Source organism: Methanofollis tationis (assembly GCF_013377755.1).
GTDB lineage: Archaea > Halobacteriota > Methanomicrobia > Methanomicrobiales > Methanofollaceae > Methanofollis > Methanofollis tationis.
In genome coordinates, this window is record NZ_JABXWR010000001.1 from 348547 (window position 1) to 368620 (window position 20074).

The window sequence follows — 20074 nt, forward strand, 5'->3', positions numbered from 1 at the left end:
TCCTTCTTTTTTTGCGGCGATGCCCCTGAAGCGAATCGCCCTGTCCGGATGCGCCCAAATGCTGTCATTGTCCCTGAGGTGCCATTCGATTTCGTATTCGCCACAATGTGGCAGAGTGAAAAAAGAATACCTTTATCATTGAGCGACATATTGTGTCTCGATGAAGTTGAAGTGGATCATCCTGATCCTGCTGGTCGCCGCCGCCTCCTGGGTCTATATCTCGGACAAAACCTCAAAAGACCCGGAGTTCATCGACTCGGCGATCGCCAACACCAGCACTGCCGCCGCCGGCGCACTGATCTCGGTGGGTCAGTACGACGCCGCGATCGTTTTTGCCGACCTGGCCCTCCCGGTTGCGACGGCCGATTGTGATCTTCTCATGGAGAAGGGGAAGGCGCTCTCGGCGCTGGGAAGAAACGAGGAGGCTTCGGCCTGCTATGACCTGATCCTCGCGAAAGACCCGGACGCCGCCGGCGCTCTTGCCGGCAAGGCGACGGCATTGTTCAGGATGGGAGATATGGCGAGTTCGTATGCGTATGCGATGGACGCACTCGCGATCGACGGCACCGATCTTACCGCCCTTGAACGTGCCGGTGCTGCCAGCCTCAACCTCGGCAATTATGCGGAGGCTGCAGACTATTATGACCAGATTGTAACGCTCAGGCCCGGCGATGCGGCTGCATGGATCAGGAGGGGAGACGCCCTCCTCTCCATCTCGATTCTTATGGAAGAGGAGATGAAAACACGATTCTCCACCCTGGGGAAACCCGGTGCGACGATGGGCACCCTGAATATCGATCCCTATATGGAGGCGATGGAGTGCTACAACCGCGCCATCAGCCTTGACCCGATGGTTGCGCCCATGCTTGCGACCAGAATGATCGCCAGGTCTCAGATGACGATCAATACCTGTCAGGATATCGTGGAAAACCTCTGAACCGGCCTGATCGCCACCCCCCCCTGTTTTTGTTTCTGCACCGTCCCCCGACGCCTTTCCAGTAAAACATAAGTACCGGGTGAAATGATTGAGTCTGTATGTCTGCGAACGTTTCCGTATTTGTCCCTGCCGACGTCCCTGACGAGGTAAGGGAGACCTATATCGATAACTTTTCGACCATCACCAGGGGAACGGGCCGTCTCATGCTCTTTGCCGGCGACCAGAAGATCGAACACCTCAACGACGATTTCTACGGCGACGGGATCCACCCGGACGACGCCGAACCCGAGCACCTCTTCAGGATCGCAAGCCAGGGGCGCATCGGTGTCTTTGCGACCCAGATCGGGCTGGTCGCCCGCTACGGCCGGGACTATCCCGAGGTGCCGTACCTCGTCAAACTCAACTCCAAGACGCACCTGGTCAAGACCGCCCAGAAAGACCCGGCCAGCCCGATGATCACCACGGTGGCCCAGGTGGTCGCCCTCAGGAAGCAGACCGGGCTGAAGATCGCCGCTGTCGGCTATACCATCTATCTCGGGTCGGAGTTTGAGGCCCAGATGCTTACTGAGGCTGCACAGGCGGTGCTTGAGGCGCACCAGCACGGTCTTGTCACGGTGCTCTGGATCTACCCCCGCGGTGCGGCAGTCAAGGACGAGAAGGACCCGCACCTGATCGCCGGGGCGACCGGCGTCGCCGCATGTCTCGGCTCGGACTTCGTCAAGGTCAATGCCCCGAAGAAAGAGGGGACGGCGTCGGCTGTCCTTCTCAAAGAAGCCACCCTCGCTGCAGGGCGGACGAAGGTCGTCTGTGCTGGCGGATCGAGCGTCGACGAGGGGAAATTCCTCAAGGAACTCTACGAGCAGATTCACACCGGCGGCTGCTCCGGAAACGCCACCGGGAGAAACATCCACCAGAAGTCCCTTGAGGAAGCGGTGCGGATGTGCAACGCGATCTCGGCGATCACCATCGATGGTGCGTCCCTTGAGGATGCCCTGGCCCTTTTGAAGGGCAACTGAATCATATTTTTCCGTCCTGAAGAGAGGGGGCGCACTCTATAAGGGACGGAGTTGAGAATCACAGGGAGAGGATATTATGACGACATTGAATGAGTATCTGGAGTCTATGGGTTGTGAAACCGACCTCTGCACACTGATAGAATTGATCGCAGAGCAGGCGCAGCCGATCAGGGAGGCGTTCATCACCCATCAGGCATATGCCGAATCCGAGAACGTCTATGGCGAGCGGCAGGCTGCGATGGACACCTGGTCTGACGAACTGATCACCCGCGTCCTCGGGGAATCCGGGCTTGTACGCGCCCTCTCGTCCGAGGAGCAGGACGAGGTCAGGATATTTCCCGGGGCGAAAGCCGAGTATGCCGTGGTGATGGACCCGATGGACGGGTCGTCCCTGATCCAGACGAACCTCGCCGTCGGGACGATCGTCGGCATCTTCGGCGGCGGCGACGTCCTCCAGCCCGGGCGGGACCTGAAGGCGGCGCTCTATATGCTCTACGGCCCGATGACCACTCTCACCCTGACGGTGGGGAAGGGCGTCTGCATCTTTGCGATGGACCATGGGGGCATCTACCGCCTCCTCGAACGGGACGTGCGGATCCCTGACGGAAACCTCTATGGCACCGGCGGGGGGAGACCTGACTGGATCGATCAGCACGCCGCCTTCATCACCACCGTCGAGGCGGACGGGGCAAAACTCCGGTACACCGGATCCTACGTTGCCGATTTCCATCAGATCCTCAAATACGGCGGGATCTATTGTTACCCGGCCCTGAAGGGAAAACCGAAGGGAAAACTCAGGCTCCTGTACGAGGCGATCCCGATCGGTTTTATCGCGGCGCAGGCCGGCGGTGCGATCACCGACGGCCATATAGATCTCCTCGACCTCAAACCGGCCGAACCGCACCAGCGCACGCCCATCTATGTCGGGTCGATGAACATGATCAGCCTGGTGAAGGAGACTTTCGAACGGTCAGGGGCATGATCACCCTCACGGTCCTGACGGCCGATTTCGGCGGTTTCCCTGCAGGACTGCGGGCCCACCCTCTCGTCGTGGAGAAGGCGGCAAAACTGCTCAGGGCCGAGCACGGTAAGCGGATCATCGATTCGTTCACCACCAGGGCGGGCGGGAGAGTTGCCTGCGTCTTCACCTCAGCAGGGGAGGGCAAAGCCGCTCCTCTCCTTGACGACCTCTGTGCGGCATGCAGGGGCGTTTCAGGTGAGATCGGACTATCCGGGAGCGGCAGCGTCGAAACGGTCAGCCTCACCTTTGAAGAGCGGCCCGGAGAGGCGGTGCTGGTCTTCCTCTCTGCCGGTGCCGCCCCGAACGCCTGGTGCATGCCCCTCTGCCGGATCTTTGCCGACCCCTTCACCTCCCCGGCTCTGGTCAGGGAACCCCTGATGCGCGAGGGTTTTTCGTTCATCTGCGACGACGGGTCGGTCTTTGCCACTCCTGCTGAGACCTGCGGTCTCCTCAGTCACCTCGAAGGCGGGCGCCTTCCGGTCAGGGTCGAACGGCAGGACCGCCTGCCGGCGGCCGCGGCCGGCCGCGGCCCTGACCCGGCGCTCGTCCTCAGGGCAGGGGAAGGGCTGCCGGTCGTCGGGGAGGTCCTCGCCGCCGCGGCCGGAAATGGCCTCATGGCAGTCAGCCTCTGCGATATGAGTCCGATTTATCCGAAAACGGCGTGCCTGGGCTTCAGTATCCATGACGGCATGCTCATCGGGCCTGCCGACCTCTATGACGACCCGGTCTTTGGCCGCTGACAGAGAAGCTGCGTTGCCGCAGAAGGCCGGAGATCGATGAGGTATCTGCAGGATCGTGGCTGATTGAAGGATTCCGGGCTGATGGAAAGATTCAATACCTTCGACCGCCACATAACCTCAGATGGTCAACAGTATTGTTCTGCCGGTCAAAAAGGTATATTCTCTTGTTGATTCCAGGATTAATGTTGAAATCAAGGACGAGGGAAGGAAGCTGCAGGGCAGGCTTGTTGCGGTGGACGAACACCTGAACCTGCATATGGAAGAGACGATCGAGTACACCGGCGAGCAGCGCGGGCGCAGCCTTGGCACGGTCGTTATCAGAGGGAACAATATTCTGACGATCTCGCCTCTTGTCTGATAGGATTATGCCGTCCGTTGAAGACGAAGCCCTGAAGATCATCCAGTCAAGGCCCGACGGGGTTCTCCAGAGCGAGCTCTGGAAACTCCTCGACATCGACAGCCGGAAGTGCTCGCGCGTCGTTAAGAAATTATTCGATGCCAGCCTCATCGACCGGATTGAATTCAGGGAAGAGGGCATCAAGACCTATCAGCTGAAGGCCCGGCAGCAGGCGGTCGACCCGGCGCTCCTGATGGCCGGCGAAGAGCTGATCCCCTGTATCGCCTGCGAACTCGACTGCATTGTGGAGCAGTGCCCTCTGCTCCTCGACTGGATGTACGAGCTCGCAATAAACGAGGTCAACGAGTAGCCCCCGGGATTTTCCGCGCCTCATGCCCCTGATCCTTTTTGATCGGGGTGCCTGGGGCGCCCTGTCGGATCGATTTCCTGCCGACAGGATGGATGTTCATCTTTTATCCTGGTGTTTTTGAGAAATTCTTCCTGTTTCATCCGGGGGGCCTGGCGAACTGGTTTCCGGCCTCCTCCGGCGATGATCGCAACTGACTTACCGCCCGCCGCCCCTATTGAAGGACATGAAGCAATCGATAGGCGCAAAAACGCTCCTCTACCCGCACCCGGTCCTGATCGTCTGCACGTACGACGCCGCGGGCACCCCGGACGCCATGACCGCCGCCTGGGGCGGCATCTGCTCGTCCGACCCTCCCTCAGTTGCCGTATCGGTCCAGAAAGCGCGAAAGACCTACGAGAACCTGATGGCGAGATCCGCCTTCACCGTCTGCATCCCGCCAGCCCGCTATGTGGCCGAGGCGGACTACTTCGGGATCGAGTCCGGGAGAAACGTCGACAAGATCAGGGCCGCAGGGCTGACCACCGTGCAGAGCGATGTGGTGGACGCCCCCTTTATCGAAGAGTTCCCGGTGGTGCTCGAATGCAGGGTCTCGCAGACCGCCGAGATCGGCATCCACACCCAGTTCATCGGGGAGATCCTCGACGTGAAAGTGGACGGATCCGCCCTCGGATCTGACGGGAAACCAGACGTCGAGAAAATCGCCCCCTTCATCTACGACTCTGCCGCCCGGACCTACCGTGCGGTGGGGCCAGAGATCGCACGCGCCTTTTCGGCTGGACTCACCCTCAAGAAGTAAGGTCTGGTGCTCCGGCCCCGCGGAGATCAGGGCCTCCCCCCTTCCCTGGTGCAAGGGGATAAGAGGGCAGAAGGGCAAGTCTATAGCGGCACCCCAACTTCCCCGCGGAGGATCCATCATGAATAAGGTCTATGTGATCGGGCACAGGCACCCTGATACCGACAGCATCTGCAGCGCAATCGGCTATGCCGAACTCCTCAACTCTAGAGAGCCAGGAAAATATGTCCCGGCCCGGTGCGGCGATATAAACCCGGAGACCAGGTTCGTTCTGGAACGGTTCGGCGTCGAAGCCCCTCTCTTCATCGAGAGCGTCGAGCCGAACGTTTCTGATCTCCCTTTCACCTATCCGCTGAGCGCGCGCGCCGACGTCCCGACGATCGAGGTCGTCGCCATGATGGACGAGCACGGCGTGCGGAACATGCCGATCGTCGATGACGAAGGGCGTCTTCTCGGTCTGGTGAGCGAGCACGGCCTTGCACGCGCCTACGTGACGCGTACGAAGATCCAGCAGCTCTCGATCACGCCGATCAAACTCGAAACCCTTGCAAAGATCCTGGATGCCCGGATCGTCGTCCCGGGCAAGGACCTCCTGGAAGGGAGGGTGCATATCGCCATCGACGCCCTCCATGTCTCCCTCTCCCGCCTCACCTCCAGCGACGTCGCCATTGTCGGCGACAACGAACCGGCGCAGCTGGCCCTGATCTCCGCGGGGATCGCCGCCCTGATCATCGCCGACGGTTCGCCGATCGGCGACCGGACGATCAACGCCGCCGTCGCCAGGAACGTCGCCGTCCTGGCCACGTCCCTCGACGCCTTCGGCGTCGGCAAGATGATCAACCTCTCCCTTCCGGCGAGCATGGTGATGGCGACCGATGTTCCGCGGATCGCGATCTCCGACCCGCTGGAATATGTCAAGGACGTCGTTTCGAACTCCAAGTACAGGACGGCCTGCGTGGTCGAGGGGGACAACCGTCTCCTCGGCATGGTCTCCAGGAACACCTTTGTCGACGACATCCACAAGTCGGTGATCCTGGTCGATCACAATGAGTACTCGCAGGCCGTGGACGGGATCGAGAAGGCCGACGTCATCGAGATCGTCGACCACCACCGCCTGGGGGCGATCACCACCTTGAAGCCGATCCGCTTCCTCAACGACCCGGTAGGCTCGACATCGACGATCATCACCCGCAAGTTCATAGAGAGCGGGATCGAGCCGACGCCCTCGACGGCAGGCCTTCTCCTCTCGGGTGTCCTCTCAGATACCCTTGCCCTGAAGATGTCCACGACCACGCCTGAAGACGAGCGGGCGGTGAACTACCTCGCCGGCATCGCCGGCGTCGATCCGATCGCCTTCGGGATCGAACTTGTCCAGCAGGGGATCGAGCTGGAGAACGTGCCCCTCCACGAACTCCTGCTCAGGGATACGAAGCACTATAACCTCTTCGAGAAGAGCGTGGTCATATCGCAGGTCACCGTCCCTTCCTTTGAGTTCTCCGCCGCCCATGCAGAGGAGATCAGGGCAAAAGTGGGGGCGCTCCGCGAAGAGACCGCCGCGGATTTTTTCGTCGCCCTCTTCACCAACGTCTTTGAAAATGCAAGCGACCTCTTTGCGGCGGCGGACGAGGTGAACCTTGCAAAAATGGGCATGGCCGAGCAGCCGAAGAGGCTCGACGGCGTGATGTCGCGGAAGAAGGATTTTCTCCCCCAGTTCGGGAACATGCTCAGGCGCCTCTGAGACGCCTACTTTTTCTCGCCGATCCGGTAGTGCTTTTTGAGGAACTCCCTGACCTTCTCGGACTCGATATAGCCCCGGTCGAGCTGGTTCACGAGGTCGTTGATGATCTCGACCTGCGTCAGGACGGATTTTGCCTCTTTGCAGGAGTCCATCTCGACAATGGCCTGAATGACCTGGAGGGGGTTTCTGATCTCGTCGTTTAATATGGCGAACTGTTCGAGGTTCTGCTCGATCTGGCCGAACGCCTCGTTTTTGAGCCTCTCCATCTCGAGCCGTTCGGTGATGTCGCGCCCGATGACGAGCAGGTACGCTCCCGAACCCAGGTCGAACCTGTTCGCCGTGATCTCGGCGTTCCGGTGCGTTCCGTCTGCGATCTGATACTCCCACGAAAAACTGAGGGACTCGCCGGCATACGCCCTCCTGATGTACTCCCTGATAAGGTCGGCAGAGCGCTGGCCGTCGGGCTGGTATGCCGGGGACAGGATCTCGATCGGCGCCCCGACGATCTCTTCCCGGGTGCGTCCGAGGACCTCCAGGGCGCGGGCGTTGCAGTCTTCAAAGCGGTCCCCTCTGACGATGAAGATGCTGTCGTTTGCCGAGCGGAAGAGCGTGGAATATTTCTCCTCCGATTCCCGGAGGCGTGCTTCGTACTCTTTCTGCCCCTCGATCGAAGACTGGAGAGACAAAAACAGAGCGTTCATCGATGTTGAAAGAGTCTCGATCTCGGCGACTCCTCCTTTGCGCATGCGGCGGGAATAATCCTGATCCCTCCTGATGGCGGTGACCGTGCCGCTCATCATCTCGAGAGGGGATATGAGGGTTCTGTTGAGGGAGATGATGAGGACGATCCCTGCCGCCGCGCAGATCCCGATGATAATGAAAATATAGGAATAGACGGCCTCCAGGCCCTGGAGGTAGAGGCCGCGCGTGAGGTCGATCCTGGTGGTGAAGGCGGGCATTCCATTGATATCGGGGATGGTAATGATCCCTGAGACGATCGTCCCGTTCTCCGAGGGTGCGATGATGATCGGTGTGCCCTCTTCTGACCCCGGGTTCTGGGAGAGGCCGTTGTAGATGGAGGTGTCTCCTGCAGGCAGGATCGTGACCGGCATCCGGGTGATGTCTGAGATCGCTCCGGTCAGATCGTCGTCGATATACCGCCCCATGATCAGGGTGCCGACGGCTGGCCCCTCGCCGGTGCTCTGCAGCACGGGTTCTGCGGCGACGATCATCGGCCCTTCGGGGAAGACGATGATCCCCTCGACGGTGTCGGAGCGTTGAGCCCCCAGGGATTCTTCGATCCGGGTGAGGAAACTCTCCGGGATTTGAACGGCGGTCTGGTTTTCGTGATCGAATATCCTCCCGTAGACCGGCAGCCCTGTGCTGTTCAGGATGAGGAAACAGTCCAGGCCGGCATTGATATAGGTCTCGTCGACGAGGTTGGAGTCGATATATGCCTGATCCCTGTTCTGGACAAAGAAATAGGTGTCGTCCCACGTCGCCCAGTCCCTGCCGATGACTCCCAGCGTGTTGATCTCACGCTGGATGGTGTGGTTCACCAGATTGCAGGACTCTGTCACGGCGTTATATTCGGTATTTTTGAGATTCTGGATGAGAAGATAGTCTGAGGCGAAAAAGACGCCGCCGATCAGGGCAGAAGCCACCAGGATCATAACAAGAACGACATGCGTGAGCAGTTTCATTTTGTATCGGATCCTGTGTCTGGTGCCGGCGTGCTGCTTGAAGCGTGAGGGTCGACAGCGGTGGTCTGACCTTTTCCCCCTGATCGGGCAGGGTCAGGTTGATGTAATTTATTTTATTATTTCTTATTTAAATGATCCTTTTTTTATCCAGAAATGAAATTTTGAGTTCTTATAAATATGTTCAAATTTTGATGTCAATTGGGTTCCCCTAACTGCCTGCGAGGTCCGATAAAATTTCCTTGAATTGAAAGAACATGAAAAAAGGAAAACGCCCCGGCCGGGATTTGAACCCGGGTCAAAAGCTCCGCAGGCTTCTAGGATGTCCACTACCCTACCGGGACACAATGGTTGTGCCTAAAAAAATAGGTGTTCATCCCATATAATCGTTCCTCATCCTCCCTGCCGCCGGGGTCAGGCGGACACGGCGTTTTCACCCTCGATCTTACCGATTTTGATGGAAATGTCGGCAACAATCGCAGTGCCGCGCAGGTCTACCTGGTAGACCCCTCCCCTGAGCACCAGCAGTTGTTTGGATTTCCCGACCGTGTACTTCCCGTTGAAACCGTCCTGTGCTACAATATTCCCGTCTGCGTCCCGTATCGTCACCTCGAGATGACTGTTCGGGCTGATGCGCGTCACCGTCGATTTCTCTTCGTCCCTGTCGCCGTAACTGCTCTGATAGACGATCGTCCTCGTTTGCGTTTCCGGCTTCACAACGAAATCTACGATCAGGGGGGGATATGCGGCATTGATCGTCCAGGCGTGGGCTTCACCCTTCAGATCGATCGTCTCACGAAGCACTTCGGGGTACACCGGTTTATCCTGGATATTCTCAGGCACCTGGCGGGTGGACGGGATTGTGGCCGGTGTCGTTGTCGCTGGATAGGGCGTTGCCGGGCTCACATACTCGCTATCCAGTATCGCCGTGGTCGTTGGCGTGCCGACCGGTGCCGTCGTCTCTTTGACCCAGAAGGGAGTGTCCGAACCTCCCTCTCCTGGCGTCGCCTCAACGCACCCTGCCGCCAGCAGGGCGATGCCGGCGAATATTACGAGGCCCACCTGCAGAAACTTCATCAAATACCAATATATCCTTCAGATATTTATTGGTTTATGGGATGCAAAAAACGGATTGTTTATATATCTGGTTCATCTTCCCGGATTTCAAATTATATAGATTTCTCACACTGCGATCGTGCCTGATCAGCAATAGGAGAGGATAACATCCTGATAAATCTCTTCGGCGCACTGCAGGGAGCAGATCGAGACCCGCTCATCGATGCCGTGGATCGTCGTCACCTCTCCTGGCCCGTACTCCACCGCCGGAAAACCGGCCTTCCTGAGGTGGCGGGCATCGCTTGCCGCCCACTGGAAGATCGGCACGGGGTCGCCCGCGTACACCCGCCTGATCGCACCGCAGAGCCGCTGTACGATCGCCGACGAGGGCGAGGTGCAGGAGGGATCGGAGACCGCCGTTACCTTCATCCCGGCCGAGGGGACGCGCGATGCGATCTCGGAGACGATCTCCCCCGCGCTGCACCCCCACGGGATCCTGAGGTCGAGGTCGAGGTCGCAGTGTTCGGCGACGATATTCGCCTTCTCACCGCCCCGTATCACCCCCGGGTTGAACATCACCCTCCTGAGGATGTGGTTGAGCCCCTGTATGCCAAAGAGATCCTCGAGCACCAGAGAAGAGCGCGCGATCATCCCCTCCATCTCGCGGCTGACCCGATACTCCCGCTCGTGGATCTCCTGGAGGAAAGAGATGAGATTGTGCGCCTCCATGATCGCGCTCCTCCCGACCGCCGGGTAGAGGGAACTGTGGCCGGGCTCGCCATGAAAGGTGAAGGATATCCGTGCAAGCCCTTTCTGGCCGATGCACGGGGAGAGCGGCGGTGTCGGTTCGGCGATGAGGGTGTCGCAGGGGCGCAGCACGTCTTTTGCGAGCAGATACTCGATCCCGTGCCCGGTCCCGGTCTCCTCGTCGCAGACAAATACAACCTCTGCCCGGGGTTCGGCTCCGGCGTCGACGACCTTTCCGAGGGCGGCAAGAAGAGCGGCGCACCCACCTTTCATATCGCTGCTCCCCCGCCCCCAGATGTAGCCGCCCTCCTCGACCCCTTCAAAGGGGGGATGGCGCCACCCCTCAGGGATCGCCGGGACCACATCGATATGGCCGCAGAGGAGGAGGGACGGGTTCTCGTGCCTGGTGATCAGGTTGCACCGGCGCCCGTCCCTGGAGACGACGGCGCTCCTGATCCCGATCCCTGCAAGCACGGCCCCGATATACTCGGCGGCGTCCCGCGTGTCGCCTGGCGGGTTCTCGCTCCTGATCCGCACCAGATCCCTGCAGAGAGCGGCAACATCCATGGCAGGCCTCTTCAGGCGCCGATGCTCTTTCTGTACTCCTCGAAGAGGGAGGCGAGAGAGGCGCCGTTGTAGATGCTCTTGAAGAATGCCGGGGTGAAGAACTCCTCAAGGGCGTCATGGAAGAACGAGGCCGGGATCGGACTGAGACTGGTAGGGTCGAGCGAGATCCTGAAACTCCGGTAACTGGCCGGATTCTCTCTGTCATAGATGACCCTCCAGAGGATCGGCAGGCTTTCGAACTTCTCCGGGTTCTCTTTCTTGAGCCAGTTGATGAAACCCGGGAAGAGTGGTCGCTCGTCCTTCTTCTCCTCATCGATCCGCCACCGCATGTACTCCCGGTTCATGATGTTCTTTGGCGACTGGTAATTGAAGGCGAAGGAGTTGAGCGTGTACTCGATATGCGCAAGCGAGTCAAGGAAATAAAAGTAGATAACGGGATGAAAGTCGGCGGGATCTTCAAGGATGATGGATTTTCCGTAGAAGCTCTTCAGCACCCTGAAATATTCGTCTTCGTCGAGGGCGTTCATATCATCCTGTTTGCCCGTCCTCCAGATATATCATTGTATTCTGGCACCGCGGCGCCGACAGAGGGCCCGGTCGAGGCTGCAATAAAAACAGTATAGGGTGTTATTTAAAAAAGGGCTCCCTGGCCTTCACTGCCTGCTCGAAGAGCGCCTCCAGCTCAGCGCCCTTCTTGCCCCTGATATCGACATGGTTGTCGGTACGGAGGAGGCAGGGTTTCAGGTATCCGTCAGACGTCACCCTGAGACGGTTGCAATAGGCGCAGAACTCGGTGTTGTGCAGGGGGCGCACGACCTCGACCTCGGCACCGTCCATACAATATTTTTTGCGGTGGTGCATCCGCCTGGTCATAATCTCCTGCGAATGCTCTGCGATCTCTTTCTCAAGCCTGTCGACATCGCCGTGCATCTGGCACTCGTTGAACTCCATGAGTTCGATGACCTGCAGGATCAGGTTCTTGTTCTCCCGGACAAGGGCGAGAAACTCGTCGATCTCGTCTTCGTTCATGCCCTTCAGGAGCACCATGTTCAGTTTCACCGGCGTCAGACCGGCGTCGATGGCGGCCTGGATCCCGTCGAGCACCTTCGGGAGGAGATCCTTGCCTGCAATCTCCTTGTAGCGCTCCGTTCTTAAGGTGTCGAGGCTGATGTTCACCCGGGAAAGCCCTGCCTCCTTGAGGCCCTGGGCGAGGCCGCCAAGCAGGGTGCCGTTGGTCGTGAGGGAGGACTCGATCCCCGGTGGCACGGCCCTGACGATATCAAGGATATCCCGGCGCATCAGGGGCTCACCGCCGGTGAACTTCACGCTCTTGATCCCGAGTTTTGCAGCGACCCTGAGGATCTCCCTGATCTCATCGAGGCTCATCTCATCTCTGGGAGCCACCTCGCCTTCGGCATGGCAGTAGATGCAGTTGAGGTTGCAGCGCGGGGTGAGGCTGATCCGCAGGTTTGTCACCGGCCGCCCATAGTCGTCACAGAGCACCATCTTTCTCCCTCCTGAAGTTTTTTGCGATAATGTAGGTTTCCCGGCTTCCCCGGCGGGAGGAGACGGGCCGAAACGTCTTGACCGAGAGGAAATGTTTTTTCACGTCTGCAAAAAGCTCGGGAAAATCTTCTCCCTGGAACGTCTTGCAGATGAAGTTTCCTCCATCTTTCAGCACGGAGACTGCAAAATTGAGGGCTTCCTCCCCGAGGCCGATCGCCCGCGCCTGGTCATAGGTTGTCGCCCCAGAGAGTTTCGGGGATGCATCGCAGGTCACGATCGAGATCGTCCCTCCGGCGAGCTCCTTCACCTGTTCCTGTACTTCAGGGGTTGTAAAATCTCCGACGACGGTGGTGACTCCTTCCAGCGATGCGATCGGGTTGAGGTCGACACCGATGATCGTCCCCTTCGTCAGTGTCCTGAGCACCTGCAGCCAGCTCCCTGGTGCCGCACCCAGGTCGACGACGGTGTCGTCCTCCCTGATCACCGGGTGCCGGTTCTGGATCTCAAGCAGTTTGTAGGCGGCCCGGGCTCTGAAGCCCTCTCTCTTCGCCTTATTGGAGTATTTGTCCCGTGTCCACTGTGATGTCATGTTCTGTTCCTGTTATGTTCGACAGGGCTTTGCTGCATACCAGATAGAATAAAAAATATCATGATATAATGTATAATAGAGTCTTATAAGGGGTTTGTAATGTTAAAAGCAACGATTGATACAGAGACGTTCAGGGAGTCTATAGATGCTGTGGCGGCGTTGGTGACTGAATGCAGGCTCCACATCGACGGAAACGGGGTGCGGACCCGCGCCGTGGACACGGCGAATGTTGCCATGGTGTCCCTCCAGCTGGACCGGGATGCGTTCGAGACCTACGAGGCAACCCCTGAGGATATCGGTCTTGATATCGCAAAGATGAAGAATATTATCGGGATGATGGGCAAAGACGATCTCCTCTCCCTCAGCCTTGCCGAAGGCAGTCACAAACTGGAACTCTCCTTCGGGAGCTACCAGTACTCGGTGACCCTTCTTGATGTCAACACCATCAGAAAAGATCCGAACCCGCCCACCATCGAACTCCCCGGCAGGGTGGAACTTGCAGGCAGCGCCCTTTCCTCTGCGATCAAGGCCGCCGACGTGATCTCCGACAAGATCGCTCTTGGCATCGACTCAAAGGCCGACCTGTTCTTTATGGCTGCCGAAGGAGACACCGATCATATCAAGCTGGAGCTCAACCGGGACCAGCTCATCGCACTCGATGCCGCCGAAGCGCGCTCGCTCTTCTCGCTGGACTATCTCAAGGATATGGGAAAGGTGATGGGGCGCGCCGATCGGATCACCATCGCCATCGGGGTCGACCACCCGGTGAAGTTCATCTTCGATCTCGCTGAAGGAAAGGGCCACGTCGAGTACCTGTTAGCCCCGCGCATTGAAGCGGATTAAGCATGGTCGATGTCCAGGACCTTGCAAAATACCCTTTTCTTGAAGAGGCCCAGGACTATGTGAGACGTGAGTCCGGAACGCTGGACATCCTTCTGAAATCGGAAAGGGGCCGTTCTCTCTCTGATGCTGCCGCCAACCGGGTCGTAGATGCCCTCTCTCGAAAAAACCCTCAGGAGTGCCGGACCTACGGCCGCGATGCCCAGGAAGATCTCTTTTCGTACGTCATCGCCCGGATGCTGGTCTCCTGCCTCAACGATCGCCTGCTTATCGAGCGCTTATCACAATTTGAGGCGCAGAAGGCTTATCTATCGTTTATCGAAGAGGAAAAAGCGGAGAAAGAGGAGATCGCGCGGGCGCTGGGCATTGATATCGGTGAGCGCTCCCTGCCGGTCCTGACCTATGTCCCTCTGGTCAGCGGGCTGCACGAGGACCGGTGGAAACTGGTGAACCGGAGCGTGAAGGGCGGTCGTGTCCTTCTGCTCAGGATCGAAGCGGAAGAACTGATCAGGGAACGGATGCGGGAGATCATCAGGGAGCGCCTCCCTCTCTCTGTCCCTGAAGAGGTCTGCAGGCAGTTTTTGCCCTATACCGAAGCGATCGCCGCCGCCGCCCAGCAGCAGGCGCTCGAGGAGTTCGGGGCGGTGGATGAATCATCGTTCCCTCCCTGCATCTCCGCCCTGATCACGGCGGTCACGGCCGGGACCAACCTCCCTCATGTCGGGCGGTTCGCGCTCACCGCATTCCTGAACAACATCGGCCTCTCCACCACCCAGATCGTGGAGGTCTTCCAGCGGGCGCCTGACTTCGACCTCTCGATGACGATGTACCAGGTCGAACATATCTCAGGACGGTCGGGAACGGAGTACACCGCTCCTGCCTGCGCCACGATGCGGACGCATGGCCTGTGTGTCCGCCGGGACACCATCTGCGAGAAGGTCAACCACCCGCTCACCTATTACAAAAGAAAAAAGAAGATGCGTGAGTGAATCGAGACTCACGCGATTTTTTTATTGATGATGTAGCCGGCGCCGCTCATCGTGATCAGGAAGAGCACAAAGGCGAGAATATACGCGATGCCGATGCTCTCCTTCATCAGATCGGGCAGGACGATCAGCAGCAGGATGAAGACCAGCAGGCTTGCAACGCCGGTCAGCACGTCAAGTACGCGTGAATCCATGTAGTATTCTCTTTTGCCCTCCCCCTATATCTCTTCTCCCTCGCCGTCACGTATTTCCGGCATGGGGTCCTTCATCCGCTATGGACCGGGAGGACGCATGTGAGTTTCTCAGACGATATGTCGAGTCCGACTCCCTGAGAAAACACTGCATCGCAACGGCGGCGATCATGCGGGGTCTTGCCGTGCATTTCGGGGAGGACGTCGATCTCTGGGAGGCGATCGGGATCCTCCATGACGTCGATTACGAGACGGTGGGCGGAGACATGACCAGGCACGGCGTCGAGGGGGCGGCGCTCCTCAGGCGAGAGGGATTTCCTGAGGAGATCTGCCGCGCGGTGGAGCGGCACAACCATCTGCTCTCCGGGCCGTACACGCAAACGGTCGATCGCTCTCTCCAGTCGGCCGACAGCATCAGCGGTTTTCTGATTGCATGCGCCCTTGTCAAGGGCGGGGCGATCACCGATGTCACGCCCGGAACCGTGAAGAAGAAACTGAAAGACCGCACCTTTGCTGCCGGGTGCGAGCGGGACCGGATCGCATCGGTGAACGGGCTTATCGATCCGACGCTGTTTTATGAGATTGCGATTGCGTCGCTTGCCGGTAGAAGGGATGAGCTTGGATTGCGTTAGGATTATGCCTCTTCCGGGTGAGTGGATCTGCCATGAGTGATGATGAGCGGGAGCAGGTGCTCAAGGGTCTTGGGGCCGCCGTCGATCTCCTGGTCGGGGAGATGGATCCGCGCCTCATTCCTGAGGTCGGCACCAACATCGCCTATGCCCTCGAAAAGGCGAAAGAGCCATCTGACGTTGCGGCCGTCGAGGGGCGGATCGTCCGGGTGGGCGGGAGGGCGCACGCGGTCGGCGGGGTGGCCTTTGGGGCGAGCGACCATGTGGCGCGGATCGTGCTGACGGCGATGCGCTTTGACCGGAGGGTCAGGTCGGCCGCGAACATCAGGTTTGCCGATCCGATCCTGGAAGCGCTGGAGGAGATGATGCTCGACATCAGGTACTTCGACCGGGCGCAGGAACCGCCCGGGATCAGGACGATGGACTGGGGGGTCGCATCCTGCTGCAAGACCGGCGTACCCGACGTGATCTATGACCGCGGCGATCTCGGCAAGGAACCGATGATCAGGATCCTCGGTGAAAATCCCTCTGAGGTCGCACACAATATTCTTAAACTGTCAGGACGCATTAAAAATACAAATTCGTGGGAAAGGTGCACATGGGAATAAAACCGACGTATATTAAAAGCCTTGGTCAGGAACTGATGACGAAAAACCCGAAACACTTCACCGGAGACTTTACCGAGAACAAGTTGGTCGTCTCTGAGGTTGCCGTCATTGAATCCAAGCGCGTACGGAACAGAGTTGCCGGCTACATCACCAGAAAGCAAAATACTAAAAAGCCTTTGGTGTAAACACCTTACTCATGTTTGAGGGTGTTTACCCAGCGATAATAACTCCTTTTATGCGGGGTCCGGACTGCGGTCTCGACCTCGTCGGTCTCCGCTCCAATATCGAGTACCTCATCTCCCGGGGAGTTGACGGTATCGTACCCTGTGGTTCTACCGGGGAATCTGCGACGCTGACCTTTGAGGAGCACGAGCAGGTGATCGGCGTGGCGGTCGATGCGGCCCGCGACCGTGTGCCGGTGCTTGCCGGGACCGGTTCGAACAACACTGCTGAAGCGATCAGGTTCACTCGTGCAGCCTCGGATCTCGGTGCCGACGGTGCGCTGGTGATCAGCCCGTACTACAACAAGCCGAACCGTTCCGGGCTTGTGAAGCATTTCACCATGCTTGCCGACCTCGACCTCCCGATCGTGCTCTACAATGTGCCGGGGAGGACCGGGCAGAATCTTCAGCCCGACCTTGTCATCGAACTCGCCGACCACCCGGGAATTGTCGGGATCAAGGAGGCGAGCGGGAACCTCGAGCAGGTCTCGCGGATCATCGAAGGCACCCGTGACAAGGACTTTGTGGTGCTCTCTGGCGACGATGCCCTCACCCTGCCGATGCTCGCCCTTGGTGCGGGAGGTGTGATCTCGGTTGCCGCCAATATCGAGCCTGCGCGGATGGTGGCCCTGTATGGAGCGTTTATGGAGGGCGATCTGGCTGAGGCTCAGAGGATCCACTATGAGCTCGCCCCGCTCTTCAGGGCGCTCTTCATCGACACGAATCCCATCCCGGTAAAGACGGCTGCGGCCCTGCGCGGTATGGCCGCAGGCCCGGTCCGCCTCCCCCTCGACGCCCTGGACGCCGCAAAGGCGGCAACGCTTGCGGAGGTGCTCAGGGGCTATGATTAAGGTCGCGGTCTGCGGGGCGCTCGGGCGGATGGGCACGGCGATCGGCCGCCTTGTTTCGGAATCTTCGGATCTGGATCTGGTTGGGGGCGTCGACGTCAAGGCCGGCAGTTTCTATGGCGTCCCTGTCGTCGAGGCGGCGCGTCTTGACGCCTTCCTCGAAGAGACAAAACCCGACGTGCTGATCGACTTCACCATCGCAAACGCTTCGGTCGGGAACATCAAGGCGGCGGCCGCGCACGGCGTGGCGCTCGTCGTCGGGACGACCGGGTTCTCTCCTGAGCAGCGCGAGGAGATCCGGTTGGCCGTGGAGGGGCACGTCCCGGCTGTGATATCGAGCAACTACAGTGTGGGCGTGAACATCTTCTGGACCCTGATCAGGGAGGCCGCCAGGCGCCTTCCAGAGGGCTATGATATCGAGGTGACCGAGGCCCACCACCGCTACAAGAAGGACGCCCCGAGCGGGACGGCAAAGACCATCCTCGAGATCCTCGACGAGGAGGTCGGACCCCGCACCCATCTCCACGGGCGTCAGGGGATGACGGAGCGGGGGGACGAGATCGGCGTCCACGTGATCCGCGGCGGCGACATCGTCGGCGATCATGCCGTGCTCTTTGCCGGGAATTACGAGGTGCTGGAACTCTCGCACCGCGCCTATGACCGCGCTGTCTTTGCGAGCGGGGCCGTGCGGGCGGCGGCATGGGTGATCGGCCGCAAGCCCGGGGTCTATGGGATGGCCGACGTTCTCAATCTCTCCTGAGTTTGCCTGTATCGAAACCTATTTCTCTTTTTTTTAGAAATACATGGGAAGGAGAACTACTATGGTAGCAGTTGTTGACCCTGATCTCTGCGTCGGTTGTGAAACCTGTGTTGATGAGTGCCCGTCTGAAGCAATCACCATGGAGGACGGCATCGCCGTGGTTGATAAGGATAAGTGCGTTGACTGCGGGACCTGTGTCGATGTCTGTCCCTCGGCCGCCATCCATATGGAGTGAAGACTGACCGAAAGGGTATGGAGCCGGCCTCTCTGCCCTGATTTTATTTTTTCCATCCTGGACCGTTGCTGCAGGCATACGCGCGTCTGTGCTTTTTCAACCCCTTACGATCCTCTCCAGCCACTTCTTCCTGCTCTTTCGACCGGTTTTTGATCGCGCGCGCGGTATCGCGCGATGCTCCCTTTGATCCGTGAAAGAAACTGGCATATTCGTGAAAGCAACCTTTTAATAAACCTCTGGCTATAGTAATGCTATCCATGATTAATGTAGGTATTCTTGGTGCCACCGGAGCCGTAGGGCAGAGATTTGTCCATCTCCTTGCAGATCACCCCTGGTTTTGCCTCCATACCCTGACCGCTTCAGAACGCAGCGCCGGCAAGCGGTATGCCGACGTGGTGAACTGGCGGCTCGACGTCCCGTTTCCTGAATCGGTCGGCGATCTGACGATAAGCCCCACCACCGCCGACGCGGTGAAGGACTGTGATATCGTCTTCTCTGCACTCCCGGCCGATGTGGCGCAGGGCATTGAAGAGGAGGTGGCCGCGAAAGGTGTCGGCGTCTGTTCGAACGCAAGTTCGCATCGCATGGATCCTGATGTGCCGCTCGTCATCGCGGAAGTGAACCCGGATCATCTCGGGCTCATCGATGTGCAGCATGACCGCGGGCGGGACGGTTTCATCGTGACCAACCCGAACTGCTCGACGATCATGCTCACCCTCGCCCTCGAGCCCCTGCGGAAGTTTGGCTTCTCGTCGGTTCAGGTGGCGACGATGCAGGCGATCTCAGGCGCCGGTTTCAATGGCGTGGCCGCGATGGATATCTATGACAACGTCGTCCCCTTCATCAGAAACGAGGAGGAGAAGATGGCGACGGAGCCGCGAAAGATCATGGGTTCTTTTGACGGCTCAGGTGTGGAAATGGCACCCTTCCTGGTGAGTGCATGCTGCAACAGGGTGCCGGTGATCGACGGCCATACCCTTTCCGTGTGGGTGGATATCGACCGCCCCCTCGAAGAGGTCAGAAAGGCGTTCTCTGAGTATGCGGCCCCGTTCTCAGGGCTGCCCACACAGCCTGCAAAGTCGGTCGAGTACTTTGATCAGCCCGACCGCCCGCAGCCCAGGCTCGACCGCAACCGGGGCAGGGGCATGACGGTTTCTGTCGGGAGGCTGCGTGAAGGGGTGCGTTTTACGGCGCTCGGCCACAACACCATCCGCGGCGCGGCCGGGGCCTCGGTCCTGAACGCTGAATTAATCTATATGAAGAAGTATCTCTGATAGACTATCAGCAGAGAGAGGTGGACAATGTTGAAGGACAACACAGTATTCGTTGGAAACAAACCGGTCATGAACTATGTGCTTGCAGTCGTCACCCAGTTCAACAACGGCGCAGATGAAGTGGCCATAAAAGCCAGGGGCAAGGCAATCTCCCGGGCTGTCGACACGGCCGAGATAGCAATCAACCGTTTTCTTGAGGGAGTTGCAAAAAAAGAGATTCTTACCGGGACCGAGATGATCGACACTGACACCGGAAAGACCAATGTGTCCAGCATTGAGATCGTGCTCTCCCAGCAGCTCCGCTGAGGGGAGAAAACCGACCCTTTTTTCCTGACCAGAAAGGATATATGATCTCCTTCAGAGAA

At 58.8% G+C, this 20074-nt stretch carries 25 protein-coding genes and 1 tRNA gene; 18 read left to right on the forward strand and 8 right to left on the reverse strand.

All coding sequences use genetic code 11. The annotated features are described in order from the left end of the window. Positions 1-160 precede the first annotated feature (160 nt). The 8 genes from HWN36_RS01775 (at position 161) to HWN36_RS01810 (ending at position 6952) form a co-directional block, all read left to right on the forward strand. Positions 161-937 carry a tetratricopeptide repeat protein gene (locus HWN36_RS01775; RefSeq protein ID WP_176787696.1) on the forward strand — a complete coding sequence of 259 codons (777 nt, stop codon included), beginning with the start codon at positions 161-163 and terminating at the stop codon, positions 935-937. A 98-nt stretch (positions 938-1035) separates the two neighbouring features. Continuing rightward, a complete protein-coding gene (locus HWN36_RS01780) occupies positions 1036-1953 on the forward strand; it encodes a beta/alpha barrel domain-containing protein (protein ID WP_176787698.1) in 918 nt (305 codons plus the stop codon). 76 nt (positions 1954-2029) lie between these two features. Continuing rightward, positions 2030-2935, forward strand: a complete 906-nt coding sequence (locus tag HWN36_RS01785; protein ID WP_176787700.1) for a class 1 fructose-bisphosphatase — start codon at positions 2030-2032, stop codon at positions 2933-2935. Continuing rightward, a complete protein-coding gene (locus tag HWN36_RS01790) occupies positions 2932-3714 on the forward strand; it encodes a fructose 1,6-bisphosphatase (RefSeq protein ID WP_176787702.1) in 783 nt (260 codons plus the stop codon). The genes HWN36_RS01785 and HWN36_RS01790 overlap by 4 nt, the downstream gene beginning before the upstream one ends. A 121-nt stretch (positions 3715-3835) precedes the next feature. Next, positions 3836-4072 carry an LSM domain-containing protein gene (locus HWN36_RS01795; protein WP_004038344.1) on the forward strand — a complete coding sequence of 79 codons (237 nt, stop codon included), beginning with the start codon at positions 3836-3838 and terminating at the stop codon, positions 4070-4072. A gap of 7 nt (positions 4073-4079) precedes the next feature. Further along, on the forward strand, positions 4080-4421 hold the full coding sequence (locus HWN36_RS01800) for a helix-turn-helix transcriptional regulator (protein ID WP_176787704.1): 342 nt from the start codon (positions 4080-4082) through the stop codon (positions 4419-4421). Positions 4422-4644: 223 nt separating this feature from the next. Next, on the forward strand, positions 4645-5217 hold the full coding sequence (locus HWN36_RS01805) for a flavin reductase family protein (RefSeq protein ID WP_176787706.1): 573 nt from the start codon (positions 4645-4647) through the stop codon (positions 5215-5217). A 118-nt stretch (positions 5218-5335) separates the two neighbouring features. Then, on the forward strand, positions 5336-6952 hold the full coding sequence (locus tag HWN36_RS01810; RefSeq protein WP_176787708.1) for a putative manganese-dependent inorganic diphosphatase: 1617 nt from the start codon (positions 5336-5338) through the stop codon (positions 6950-6952). A gap of 5 nt (positions 6953-6957) precedes the next feature. Here the strand turns inward: HWN36_RS01810 and HWN36_RS01815 are convergent, their stop codons facing one another. The 7 genes from HWN36_RS01815 to HWN36_RS01845 form a co-directional block, all read right to left on the reverse strand. Further along, positions 6958-8655: a CHASE4 domain-containing protein gene (locus tag HWN36_RS01815; protein ID WP_176787710.1), complete on the reverse strand. Its 1698-nt coding sequence runs from the start codon at positions 8653-8655 to the stop codon at positions 6958-6960. 269 nt (positions 8656-8924) lie between these two features. Beyond that, a tRNA-Arg gene (locus HWN36_RS01820) sits at positions 8925-8996 on the reverse strand. 70 nt (positions 8997-9066) lie between these two features. Continuing rightward, on the reverse strand, positions 9067-9729 hold the full coding sequence (locus HWN36_RS01825; RefSeq protein WP_176787712.1) for a hypothetical protein: 663 nt from the start codon (positions 9727-9729) through the stop codon (positions 9067-9069). 126 nt (positions 9730-9855) lie between these two features. Further along, positions 9856-11022, reverse strand: coding sequence for a M20/M25/M40 family metallo-hydrolase (locus HWN36_RS01830; protein ID WP_176787714.1), 1167 nt, complete (start codon positions 11020-11022; stop codon positions 9856-9858). 11 nt (positions 11023-11033) lie between these two features. Then, entirely contained in the window at positions 11034-11549 is a 516-nt protein-coding gene (locus tag HWN36_RS01835; RefSeq protein ID WP_176787716.1) for a hypothetical protein, read from the reverse strand. A gap of 100 nt (positions 11550-11649) precedes the next feature. Next, positions 11650-12528 carry a GTP 3',8-cyclase MoaA gene (moaA, locus tag HWN36_RS01840; RefSeq protein ID WP_176787719.1) on the reverse strand — a complete coding sequence of 293 codons (879 nt, stop codon included), beginning with the start codon at positions 12526-12528 and terminating at the stop codon, positions 11650-11652. Then, positions 12515-13117: an RlmE family RNA methyltransferase gene (locus tag HWN36_RS01845; RefSeq protein ID WP_176787721.1), complete on the reverse strand. Its 603-nt coding sequence runs from the start codon at positions 13115-13117 to the stop codon at positions 12515-12517. The genes moaA and HWN36_RS01845 overlap by 14 nt, the downstream gene beginning before the upstream one ends. Positions 13118-13216: 99 nt before the next feature. On the opposite strand from HWN36_RS01845, the gene HWN36_RS01850 reads away from it, so the two are divergent. Continuing rightward, positions 13217-13960, forward strand: a complete 744-nt coding sequence (locus HWN36_RS01850) for a DNA polymerase sliding clamp (protein ID WP_176787723.1) — start codon at positions 13217-13219, stop codon at positions 13958-13960. A 2-nt stretch (positions 13961-13962) separates the two neighbouring features. Continuing rightward, positions 13963-14946 carry a DNA primase large subunit PriL gene (locus HWN36_RS01855; RefSeq protein ID WP_176787725.1) on the forward strand — a complete coding sequence of 328 codons (984 nt, stop codon included), beginning with the start codon at positions 13963-13965 and terminating at the stop codon, positions 14944-14946. 8 nt (positions 14947-14954) lie between these two features. Here HWN36_RS01855 and HWN36_RS01860 read toward each other — a convergent pair whose 3' ends face one another. Beyond that, a complete protein-coding gene (locus tag HWN36_RS01860) occupies positions 14955-15137 on the reverse strand; it encodes a hypothetical protein (protein WP_176787727.1) in 183 nt (60 codons plus the stop codon). Positions 15138-15217: 80 nt separating this feature from the next. Here HWN36_RS01860 and HWN36_RS01865 point away from each other — a divergent pair, with 80 nt between their 5' ends. From HWN36_RS01865 to albA, 8 genes are all read left to right on the forward strand, one after another. Continuing rightward, entirely contained in the window at positions 15218-15766 is a 549-nt protein-coding gene (locus HWN36_RS01865; RefSeq protein ID WP_176787728.1) for an HD domain-containing protein, read from the forward strand. Between the two features lie 32 nt (positions 15767-15798). Continuing rightward, entirely contained in the window at positions 15799-16371 is a 573-nt protein-coding gene (locus HWN36_RS01870; RefSeq protein ID WP_176787730.1) for a thiamine-phosphate synthase family protein, read from the forward strand. Next, entirely contained in the window at positions 16362-16556 is a 195-nt protein-coding gene (locus HWN36_RS01875) for a 30S ribosomal protein S17e (protein ID WP_176787731.1), read from the forward strand. Before HWN36_RS01870 ends, HWN36_RS01875 begins: the two co-directional genes overlap by 10 nt. Before the next feature lie 11 nt (positions 16557-16567). Beyond that, positions 16568-17443, forward strand: a complete 876-nt coding sequence (gene dapA, locus HWN36_RS01880) for a 4-hydroxy-tetrahydrodipicolinate synthase (protein WP_176787733.1) — start codon at positions 16568-16570, stop codon at positions 17441-17443. Further along, a complete protein-coding gene (dapB, locus tag HWN36_RS01885; protein WP_176787735.1) occupies positions 17436-18200 on the forward strand; it encodes a 4-hydroxy-tetrahydrodipicolinate reductase in 765 nt (254 codons plus the stop codon). Before dapA ends, dapB begins: the two co-directional genes overlap by 8 nt. A 61-nt stretch (positions 18201-18261) precedes the next feature. Then, on the forward strand, positions 18262-18435 hold the full coding sequence (locus HWN36_RS01890; RefSeq protein ID WP_176787737.1) for a DUF362 domain-containing protein: 174 nt from the start codon (positions 18262-18264) through the stop codon (positions 18433-18435). A 257-nt stretch (positions 18436-18692) separates the two neighbouring features. After that, positions 18693-19709, forward strand: a complete 1017-nt coding sequence (gene asd, locus HWN36_RS01895; protein ID WP_176787739.1) for an aspartate-semialdehyde dehydrogenase — start codon at positions 18693-18695, stop codon at positions 19707-19709. Between the two features lie 27 nt (positions 19710-19736). Further along, the gene (gene albA, locus HWN36_RS01900) at positions 19737-20015 is read left to right on the forward strand and encodes a DNA-binding protein Alba (protein ID WP_004038364.1); all 279 of its coding nucleotides are present in this window, start codon (positions 19737-19739) and stop codon (positions 20013-20015) included. Positions 20016-20074 lie beyond the last annotated feature (59 nt).